At 67.1% G+C, this 9663-nt stretch carries 8 protein-coding genes; 4 read left to right on the forward strand and 4 right to left on the reverse strand.

The window, feature by feature from the left end:
- Both ACKOB8_RS06930 and ACKOB8_RS06935 read left to right on the forward strand, forming a co-directional pair.
- The coding region (locus ACKOB8_RS06930) for a DUF808 domain-containing protein (protein ID WP_526376480.1) at nt 1-888 on the forward strand (888 nt) is incomplete at its 5' end.
- Nucleotides 889-1148: 260 nt separating this feature from the next.
- Nucleotides 1149-1634, forward strand: a complete 486-nt coding sequence (locus ACKOB8_RS06935; protein ID WP_526376481.1) for a hypothetical protein — start codon at nt 1149-1151, stop codon at nt 1632-1634.
- Here ACKOB8_RS06935 and ACKOB8_RS06940 read toward each other — a convergent pair.
- From ACKOB8_RS06940 to ACKOB8_RS06950, 3 genes are all read right to left on the reverse strand, one after another.
- The gene (locus ACKOB8_RS06940; RefSeq protein ID WP_526376482.1) at nt 1631-1879 is read right to left on the reverse strand and encodes a hypothetical protein; all 249 of its coding nucleotides are present in this window, start codon (nt 1877-1879) and stop codon (nt 1631-1633) included. The genes ACKOB8_RS06935 and ACKOB8_RS06940 overlap by 4 nt on opposite strands.
- Before the next feature lie 127 nt (nt 1880-2006).
- Complete coding sequence (locus tag ACKOB8_RS06945) at nt 2007-4292, reverse strand: phosphate acyltransferase (RefSeq protein WP_526376483.1); 2286 nt, start codon at nt 4290-4292, stop codon at nt 2007-2009.
- Between the two features lie 123 nt (nt 4293-4415).
- Complete coding sequence (locus ACKOB8_RS06950; RefSeq protein ID WP_526376484.1) at nt 4416-5906, reverse strand: peptide MFS transporter; 1491 nt, start codon at nt 5904-5906, stop codon at nt 4416-4418.
- 67 nt (nt 5907-5973) lie between these two features.
- Between ACKOB8_RS06950 and ACKOB8_RS06955 the strand changes: the two genes are divergently transcribed.
- Nucleotides 5974-7662, forward strand: a complete 1689-nt coding sequence (locus tag ACKOB8_RS06955; protein ID WP_526376485.1) for an NERD domain-containing protein — start codon at nt 5974-5976, stop codon at nt 7660-7662.
- Nucleotides 7652-8983 (forward strand): L,D-transpeptidase, encoded by a 1332-nt coding sequence (locus tag ACKOB8_RS06960; protein ID WP_526376486.1) that lies wholly within the window; start codon nt 7652-7654, stop codon nt 8981-8983. Before ACKOB8_RS06955 ends, ACKOB8_RS06960 begins: the two co-directional genes overlap by 11 nt.
- 4 nt (nt 8984-8987) lie before the next feature.
- Here ACKOB8_RS06960 and ACKOB8_RS06965 read toward each other — a convergent pair.
- The coding region (locus ACKOB8_RS06965) for a ribonuclease H-like domain-containing protein (RefSeq protein ID WP_526376487.1) at nt 8988-9663 on the reverse strand (676 nt) is incomplete at its 5' end.

Genomic DNA, 9663 nt, shown 5'->3' on the forward strand with positions numbered 1-9663 from the left:
CTGGCCGCCGCGTCCATCGACGACGTCGGTGCCGCAGCGGGCCGGGCCAGCGTGAAGGCGGCCGGCGTGGTCGTCGACGACGCCGCCGTCACTCCGAGGTATGTCAGCGGATTGGCCGCCGAGCGCGAGCTGCCCATCATCCGGCGCATCGCGATCGGCTCGCTGCGCAACAAATTGCTGATCATCCTGCCCGCCGCACTGCTGTTGAGCGCCATTGCCCCCAAAGTGGTCGAGGTCATCCTGATGTTCGGTGGGTGCTTCCTGTGTTACGAGGGCGCCCATAAGATCATCCACGCGCTCCGCCACGATGACCACGACCACGATGTCCCGGCTGTCCAGCTGGGACCCGAAGCGGAGTCGGCGACCATCAAGGGTGCGATCCGCACGGACTTCATCCTCTCGGCGGAGATCATGGTGATCGCGCTCAAAGAGGTCATCAACGAGCCGTTGGTTTCCCGCGGGGCGATCCTGATAGTCGTCGCGGTGGCGATCACTGTCGCGGTCTACGGTGTGGTTGCGCTCATCGTGAAGATGGACGACATCGGACTCAAGATCGCCGAGCGGCCCGCTGCGAGCGCCCAGCGCGTCGGCAGGCTTCTGGTGGCCGGCATGCCCAAGGTGCTCGCCGCGCTCTCGGTGATCGGCACCGCCGCAATGCTGTGGGTCGGCGGTCACATCCTGCTGGTGGGCTTCGACGAACTGGGCTGGGCTGCGCCGTATCACCTGGTGCACGTCCTCGAGCACGCCGTGCATGGCGTGCCCGCCGTCGGAGGGATACTCGCCTGGTTCGTCAACACCCTGGCCTCGGCGCTGGTCGGCCTGGTCGTCGGGGCCGTTCTCGTCGGGGTGGTGGCACTGCTGCCGTTCGGCAAGTCGAAACACGGGTAATGACGGCAGCGACGTGGGTGGGACGATCCGCCGGGCTGGCGATCGGGTTCGGCGTGGGCCTTGTGATCGCGGCCGGCGCCGCTGCGCCCGCGCACGCCGAGACGGTCGATTCAGCCGGTGCCGCAACGGAGGCAACGGTAAGGTCCGCCGCCGTCCGCTCAGTCCAGCCGCGGCGCGCGCAAAGGCCCCTGGCCGCGACGGCGCCCGCAGGCCTACGGGAGCGCAGCGGCCGCCGTCCGGTTCCGCCCGCGGAACGGCAGATGCGGGTCACCGTTCTCAAGGGAACCAACCTCGGCCTGCCGCCGGCGATCGCGCCTCTGGTCAGGCGGGTCACCGGTAATGCGACGTTCACCGCCGACTCGATCTATGACCTCAAGAACGTCGATCAGTACGACTGGAACAAGCTCACCGGGATCGGATTCAGCATCCCGGCCAACATCGACTCGATCCAAATCGGCTGGCGCTACAACCTCGACTCCGAATTGTTCGAGATCGCGCCGGTGTTCAACGTCGACGACACCCGGGTACTTCCGTCGCCGGCGGAGATCATCTCGGTGCCCCTCGGTCAGCGGTTCTCCTTCGACGTCGACTACCAGGGCATCACCCTGCGCTACGGCGAGGCGAAGGTGTTCAAGGCCACCCCGGCGGAACTCCCGACGAGTTGGTTCTTCTTCCGGACGTGGACCTGGTTCGGGGGCACCAGTCCGGCCCCGCGAACCCTGTCGCTGCTCATCCGGGTGGACTAACCCGAGACCCGCGCACGTACGACGTTGCCGTCGGTGACCACGACCCGCATCGACGTCGCCTTGCCCGCCACCGGTGGTGAGGGCTTTTTCGGAGCGCTCTGCACACTGGGTGCCGGGGGACTCGGGTCGGCCGCCGGCGCGGCGCTGGCACTGGGCGCCCCGTATGAGCCGCCGAGCATGATCCCTGCCGCCAGGGACGCTCCGGCAGCCCACAGGCTGAGCTGGCGATGGATGGCGGTGGTCACGTCTGTCTCTTTCTGGTCAGCGGTGTTCTCGTTGCTGTCAACGATGCCGCAGTCTGGCGCCGGAAACAGTCGGCTAGGTACGCCCTTTGGTTGAGGACTGCGGTGTCCTTCGATCAGAGGACGGCGATCAGCCCCGCTTTTGCGCCTCGCAGCAGGCGATGGCGGTCATATTGACCACGCCCCGCGCCGTGACCGACGGAGTGAGGATGTGCGCCGGTTTGGCCGCGCCGAGCAGGATCGGACCGACGGGAAGCGCATCGGTGAGCACTTTGACCATCTGGAAGGCAACGTTCGCCGCCGTCAGATCCGGCATGATCAGCACGTTCGCATCACCGCTGAGCGTTGAATCGGCCAGCACCCGGTCGCGGATCGTCTGGGAGAGCGCAGTGTCGGCCTGCATCTCCCCGTCGATTTCGAACCCCGGGTCCGTTGACCGGATCAGCCCGACCGCCTCACGCATCTTCAACGCCGCTGCGGAGTCGTCGCTGCCGAAGTCCGACTCGCAGATCAGGGCGACCCGCGGAGTCATCCCGAACAGTCGCACGTGTGCCGCGCACTTGACCGTCATGTCGGCGATCTCCTGGGCGGTCGGATTCTGGCGCACATGGGTATCGGCGAGGAAGTAGTGTCCGCGCGGGGTCACCAACAAGCTCAACGCGGAGAAGTCACGGGTCCCCGGCGCAAGGCCGATGACGTCGCGGATGATCTTCAACCGTCCCTTGAACGGTCCCTCCAGACCGCAGAGCATCGCATCGGCATCGCCGCGAACGACGGCCAACGCGGCGATCGCGGTGGTCGACGTGCGGACAACGGTCCGCGCCGCATCAGGGGTGACTCCCTTGCGCCCGGCGACCTCGAGCAGCGTCGAAACGTAGTCGCGATAGCGGTGGTCGTCAGCGGGATCGATCAGGTCGAAATCCTGTCCTGGCCGGATCGACAGCCCGTAGCGCTCGATACGGCTGTCCACGACGCTCGGACGCCCGATCAGAATCGGGATCGCCGTCCCCTCCTCGACCACAACCTGCGCGGCGCGCAGCACCCGACCATCCTCACCGTCGGCGAAGATGACCCGTTTGGGATCGGATTTCGCCTGGGCGAAAACCGGTTTCATGACGAAACCGGACCGGAACACGAAGCGGTTCAGCTGCTCGGCGTAGTCATCCCAGTCGGTGATCGGATTCTTCGCGACCCCGGTGTCCATGGCGGCCTTGGCCACCGCCGGCGCGATGCGCAGAATCAGCCTGGGGTCGAAGGGGGCGGGAATCAGCGAGGTCGGGCCGAACAGCGGCGCCGAGCCGCCGTAGGCGCTGGCCACGACATCCGACGGGGTCTCCCGCGCGAGCTCGGCGATCGCCTCGACGGCAGCGAGCTTCATCTCGTCGTTGATTGCGGTGGCGTGCACATCCAGAGCGCCCCGGAAGATGTAGGGAAAGCACAGCACGTTGTTGACCTGGTTGGGGTAGTCCGAGCGTCCGGTGCAGATCATCGCGTCCGGTCTCGTGGCCAGCGCATCGGCGGGGGTGATCTCCGGGTTGGGGTTGGCGAGCGCCAGGATCAGGGGTCTCGGAGCCATTCGCGTGGCCATCTCCGGCTTGAGCACCCCGCCGACCGAAAGCCCGAGGAAGACATCGGCGTCACCGATGATCTCCCCGAGGGTGCGGGCCGCGGTGTCCTGCGCGTAGACCTCTTTCCAGCGGTCCATCTGGGCGGTGCGTCCCCGGTAGACCACGCCCTCGATATCGCTGACCCAGATGTTCTCGCGCCGGGCGCCGAGGCGACACAGCAGGTTCAGACAGGCCAGGGCGGCGGCTCCCGCTCCGGAGACGACGATCTTCACCTCGGCGATGTTCTTTCCGGCCAGCTCCAGTCCGTTGCGCACGGCCGCGCTCACGATGATCGCGGTGCCGTGCTGGTCGTCGTGGAACACCGGGATCGACATCCGCTCGCGCAGTTGCGCCTCGATCTCGAAACAGTCCGGGCCCTTGATGTCCTCGAGGTTGATCCCGCCGAAGGTGGGTTCCATCGCGGCCACGGCATCGACGAACTTGGCGATGTCCTTCTGGTCGATCTCGATGTCGAAGACGTCGATGCCGGCGAACTTCTTGAACAGCACCGCCTTGCCCTCCATGACCGGCTTGGATGCCAGCGGACCGATATCGCCGAGCCCCAGCACGGCGGTGCCGTTGGAGATCACCCCGACGAGGTTCTGCCGCGCCGTGACGGTGGCGGCCTCGGCGGGATCGTCGACGATGACCTCGCAGGCGGCGGCAACCCCGGGGGAGTAGGCCAGCGCGAGGTCGCGTTGGTTTCCCAGCGGCTTGGTGGCCTGGATCTCGAGCTTTCCCGGTTTGGGCAGCCGGTGGTAGACCAGGGCGCCGGAGCGCAGGTCGTCGGACATGCTGGACGAGGCCACTCGTCGCTCCCCTCGGATAGGGCGTGGCGCTGAGGACGGGTACAGCGCTGGAGACATTGTGCGGACTTGGCCCTCCCGCGCGCGGGCGATCAATCAGGATGCGCCCGCCGATCCCGGCCCGGTCTAGTGGATTCCGCCCATCAGGGTGTGAATCCGCCTGGCCTGGGTGGCGATGATCGCCGCAAGCACCACCGCCGCACCGCCGATGAGGACGAAGTAGCCGACCTGACCGAGGCTGTCCTGCAGCGGTGCGGTGGTGCCGCCGATCGCGTCACCGACCGCTGAGGACAAAAACCACAGCGCCAGCACCTGACTCTCGATGCGCTTGGGCGCCAGGTGGCTGGAGGCGGCAAGTCCGGTGGGGCTGAGCAGTAGCTCGCCGACGGTTTGCACCACCACCACAGTCACCAGCCAGATCCACAGCACCTTGGTGCCGCCGCCGGCGATGTTGGCCAGCACCGCCATCACCAGAAAGGACAGCCCGATCAGCAGCAGTGCCAGGACGAACTTGTTCGGCAGGGTCGGGGCGCGCCGACCCAGCCTGAGCCAGAGGAAGGCGAACACCGGGGAGAGCGCGATGATCGCGATCGGATTGACCGCCTGCAGCCAGCTCGCCGGGAACTCGAATCCGCCGAAGCGGCGATCGGTGTTGTCCGCGGCGAACAGGCTCAGCGTGGACCCGCCCTGGTCGCTGATCAGCCAGAACATCGCCGAGCCCAGGAAGATCCACACGTACGCCTTCATCCGGTCGCGTTCGATGCCGGTTAGTTCGGTGGCGCGGAAGATCCTGACGAAATAGAAGAACGGTGTCGCGACGGTGACCGCCGCCAGAAACCAGATCAAGTGCTCCGCGCGGTAGCGGCCGGCGAGGTAGTCGGCGACGAACACGACTGCGCTGACGGCCAGGAAGGCCGAGCCGATCAGCGCGAGCCGGCGAAGCTGCGCCGGAGTCTCAGGGTTGGGCACCGCGCGTCCGACGTCTCCCAGGGTCCGTCGGCCCGCCGAAAGGTAGACGACGACCGCGAAAGTCATACCGATCCCGGCGGCGCCGAATCCGGCGTGCCAGCCGACCTGCTCGGCGAGGTAGCCGCAAATCAGCGGTGCGACGAAGGCTCCGATATTGATGCCCATGTAGAACAGCGAGAAGCCCGCATCACGGCGCTCGCCCTCGTCGGGATCCTGGTCGTAGAGCGCGCCCACCATGGCCGAGATGTTCGGTTTGAGCAATCCGGTACCCAGGGCGACGAGCACCATGCCCGGCCACACCGACATCGGCGAAGGCACTGCGAGAACGTAATGCCCGGCGGCGATGGTGCAGGCGCCGATGAGCACGGTCCGGTAGGGACCCAGGATCCGGTCGGCGATCCACCCCCCGGGCACGGCGAGCAGGTAGACCATCGCCGAATAGACCCCGAAGATCCCAATCGCGGTGGTGGCAGCGATTCCGCGCCCACCCTCGGACTCGTCGGCCGCCAGATAGAGCACCAGGATCGCGAGCATGCCGTAGTAGCTGAATCGTTCCCACAGCTCGGTCGCGAACAGCGTTGCCAGCCCGACCGGATGGCCGAAGAAGCGCTTGTCCTGCTGCGGCGGGATCTTCAGGACGGCGGCCATCTTCGGACGGTACGCCGGGCGGGCGAGTCTCGCGTGCCAACTGCGGCCCTGTGGTACACCGGCATCAATGCCCGTGACAGCTCCCGAGCACCCGCGCCTGGCCAACGCCACCGAGCGCAAGGTCCTCGACGTCCTGCTGGCGCAGCTCGGCGACGCCGACGTCGTCGTTGCCGGCCAGCGGGTCACCGACCATCTCAAGGATCACGAGATCGACTTCGTGGTGGCCATCGCCGGGGCGGGCATCGTCTGTCTCGAGGTCAAGGGCGGGGAGGTCTGGCACGACGGCACCGGCTGGTTGCAGCGCAGCCGCAATGGCCACGTCAAGAGCATCGAGCCCGTTCAGCAGGTCCGCCAGGCACGCTACGCGCTGCGCGATTTCGTCGAAGCCGACCCGCGCTGGACTCAACACCGGGCTCGCTGGAACCACGTAGTGGTCTTGCCCAACAGCGAACTGCCGCAGGACTTCGCGCTACCGGACTGCCCGCGCTGGATGGTGATCGACCGCACCGAGATCGACACGCTCGGGCAAAGGCTGCGCGAGATCGCGCTGAGTCAGAAGACGGATCTGCCGCTTCTGGGTGACGCCGGCCTCTCGCAACTGCTCGTCACCCTGGGCGGGCGCGGACTGCCGCAGCGTGATGTGGTCGCCCGCGCGCTTGCCAACGAGGACGCCGCCGACGTCTTGACCGAGAGCCAGGCCGTCATTCTCGATGCGGCCCGGTTGCTGACCCGCGTTGAGGTCCGCGGCGGGGCGGGCAGCGGCAAGACCTTCCTGGCCGTCGAGCAGGCTCGCCGGCTCGGCGCCCGCGGGCAGCGCGTCGCGCTGCTGTGCTACTCGCACGGCCTGGCGTCCTACCTCAAGCGCATCACCGCCGGTTGGTCCCGCCGCCAGCAACCCGGCTACGTGGGGGAGTTCCACAGCCTGGGTATCGGATGGGGGGCCCCGCAGGGTCCCGACGAGACCGAGCGCACCCGGGAAACCTCCCAGTTCTTCGAACACGAGTTGCCCGCGCAGATGCTGGAGCTTGCCGCCGGGCTGCCCGACGGACAGCGCTTCGACGCGATCGTCATCGATGAGGCGCAGGACTTCGCCGACAGCTGGTGGGAGCCGATCCTGGCCGCGCTGCGGGACCCCGATCACGGCGGAATCTATGTTTTCAGCGATGAGGGGCAGCGGGTTTTCGACCGCCAGGGCACCCCGCCGGTGCCGCTGGTGCCGCTGATCCTCGACCAGAACATTCGTAACACCCGGCAGATCGCCACCGCGTTCCAGCCGCTGGTCGACAATCAGATGCGCTTCCTGGGCGGTGACGGGCCCGAGGTGCGGTTCGTGGCGTGCGGTCCGGGCGAGGGTTTCGACGTCGGCGACGACGAGGTGGAGCGATTGCTCGAGGCGGGCTGGCGCCCGGGAGACATCGCGTTGTTGACCACGGGCAGCCGTCACCCGGAGCAGATCGCCCGGCAAGATATCGGTACAGCCGCCTACTGGGACAGTTTCTGGGACGCCGAGCAGGTGTTCTACGGCCACGTACTGGGCTTCAAAGGTCTCGAGCGGCGCGCCATCGTGCTCGTGGTCAACGACCGCTACGCACTCGAACGGGCGCGCGAACGGCTCTACGTCGGGTTGTCCCGTGCCCGTGATCAGCTCGTGGTGTGCGGGGATCCGGAGTTCATCGCGCAGTACGGGGGAGCTGATGTCGCGCGCCGGCTGACCGGCCGTGGCGTCTATGATTTGACCGTCAACGGTGACGCCTGACCCGAAAACGCCCTTGGAGCTGATGTCGGTGACCTTCCCCCGTCGCGCGCGAACGGCGAGCCTCGCTGTGGTCGTGTTGCTGCTGGGGGTCCTGGCCAGCGATGTCGCCGGGATTCCCGGTTGCCGCGGCGGCTGCAAGACAGCGACCGCGACCGCCGCCGCCGAGCAGCAACCGCCCCCCGCGCCCAGCCCGCCGCTGCTGGGCTTGGCCCCTTTTGACGGGGCGGAAGGTGTGAGCCCCAAGTTCAGGCCCGCCGCCGATGTCCTCGACGGCCGGATCACCAGGGTCTCGCTGGTCGATGACTGGGGCAACGAGGTACCGGGCGTGATCTCGCCCGACCGCAGCTCCTGGGAGCCGACCCAGCGGCTGAACTTCGCCCGCAACTACACCATGACGGTCGACTCCACCAGCACCAGCGGCGTGCCGCTGACCCGCACCAGCACCTTCTCGACCCTGGTGCCCTACAACTTCGTGCACCCCTACCTGGAGGTGCCGGGCGGCTTCGCGATCAACCCCGACCGGCGTTACGGGGTCGGCACCGTGGTGATCGCGCGCTTCGACGAGCCGATCACCGACAAGGCGCTGGCCGAGAAGAACCTGGTGGTCACGACCGACCCGCCGGTCCAGGGTTCGTGGTACTGGATCAACGACTACGCGGCGCACTGGCGGCCCAAGGACTACTACGCCCCCGGAACCCGGGTGAATGTGGCGGCGAACCTGTTCGGCCTGAAACTGGGCGAGGGTCTTTACGGCCAGGCCGACGCCAGCGCCAGCTTCACCGTCGGCGACGCCCACATCGCCATCGCCAACGACATCACCAAGCAAATCAACGTCTTCGACAACGGCAAGCTGATCCGCACGATGCCGACGTCGATGGGTCGCGGCGGCACCTCGGTCTACAACGGCAAGACCTTCACCTGGTGGACGCCGGCCGGGACCTACACCGTGATCGACAAGGCTGAGGTTGTCACCATGGACTCGGCGACATACGGGGTCCCGGCCGGTGCCGCGGACAGCTACAAACGCAAGATCGGCTACGCCACCCGTATCAGCCTTGACGGCATCTACCTGCATCAGCTCGACGACACTATCTGGGCGCAGGGCAATACCAACGTCTCGCACGGTTGCCTGAATCTCAGCGGCGAGAACGCCAAGTGGTTCTACGAATTCATCCAGCCCGGTGACGTGGTCGAGATCCGGTTCACCGGAGGTCCGCCGCTGGATCACACCCACAACGGTGACTGGAGCCTGTCGTGGGATCAGTGGGTGAGGGGCAGCGCGCTGCCGCCCGCGCCCGCCCCGGGTCCTCCCGGCCAGTAGTCGCTCAGCCGTTCCAGCCGCGCATGCCGTCCCGGATTTTGGCGGTCGCCGTGGTGTCGTCCTCGTTGTAGGAGAGCAGCCACCGCTTGGCGCCCGCCACTGTGTCGGGATCGTCGGGGTTGCCGGTTGTTCCGTGCACCTGTGACAGATAGAGCTGCGAGATGCTGCCTCCCGGGTCCTCGACCCGCCAGGAGAACCCGAAGATCGGGGCGACAGTTTTCAGCTTTGCTCCGTGCACGGAGAAGAAGTTCGCCGTGAAAAACTTATGCAGATCAACGAAAATCCCGTGGTCGGGGTCAAGTAGATCGCCGATCTCATCACGACCGAGAATGCTTCTCAGCTGCGCGGTCTCGTACCCGGTCCAGTGGAACACCGCGATTGTCTGCCCCCGTGACCGCGTCGCTGCGCACTGCTCGCGTAGCCACGCGACGAATCTTGCGGCCAGCTCCCGTTCCCGTACCGAGTCGAGAGGCTCCCACTCGATGAAATCGGTCAGATAGCGGGCGGTGGCGTCGTCGGCGCCACGGCGGATCCGGACACCCCACATGTAGACGCGGTTGCTGGTGTCGCTTTCGATGTGGAGATCGATCTCGACATCGGCGACGGGGTCGTGCCCCGGCCCCCGGCAGATCCGCGCGAGAGCCACCCCGCCGCAGCTAAAACCCGCGCCGGGAAAGGCC

Source organism: Mycobacterium sp. (assembly GCF_046091765.1).
In the GTDB taxonomy this organism is placed as follows: Bacteria; Actinomycetota; Actinomycetes; order Mycobacteriales; family Mycobacteriaceae; genus Mycobacterium.

Bases quoted from the DNA above. Each gene is read 5' to 3' on its own strand.
- ACKOB8_RS06935 (WP_526376481.1), top strand. From the start codon at position 1,149: ATGCGGGTCACCGTTCTCAAGGGAACCAACCTCGGCCTGCCGCCGGCG.
- ACKOB8_RS06950 (WP_526376484.1), bottom strand. From the start codon at position 5,906: ATGGCCGCCGTCCTGAAGATCCCGCCGCAGCAGGACAAGCGCTTCTTC.
- ACKOB8_RS06955 (WP_526376485.1), top strand. From the start codon at position 5,974: ATGCCCGTGACAGCTCCCGAGCACCCGCGCCTGGCCAACGCCACCGAG.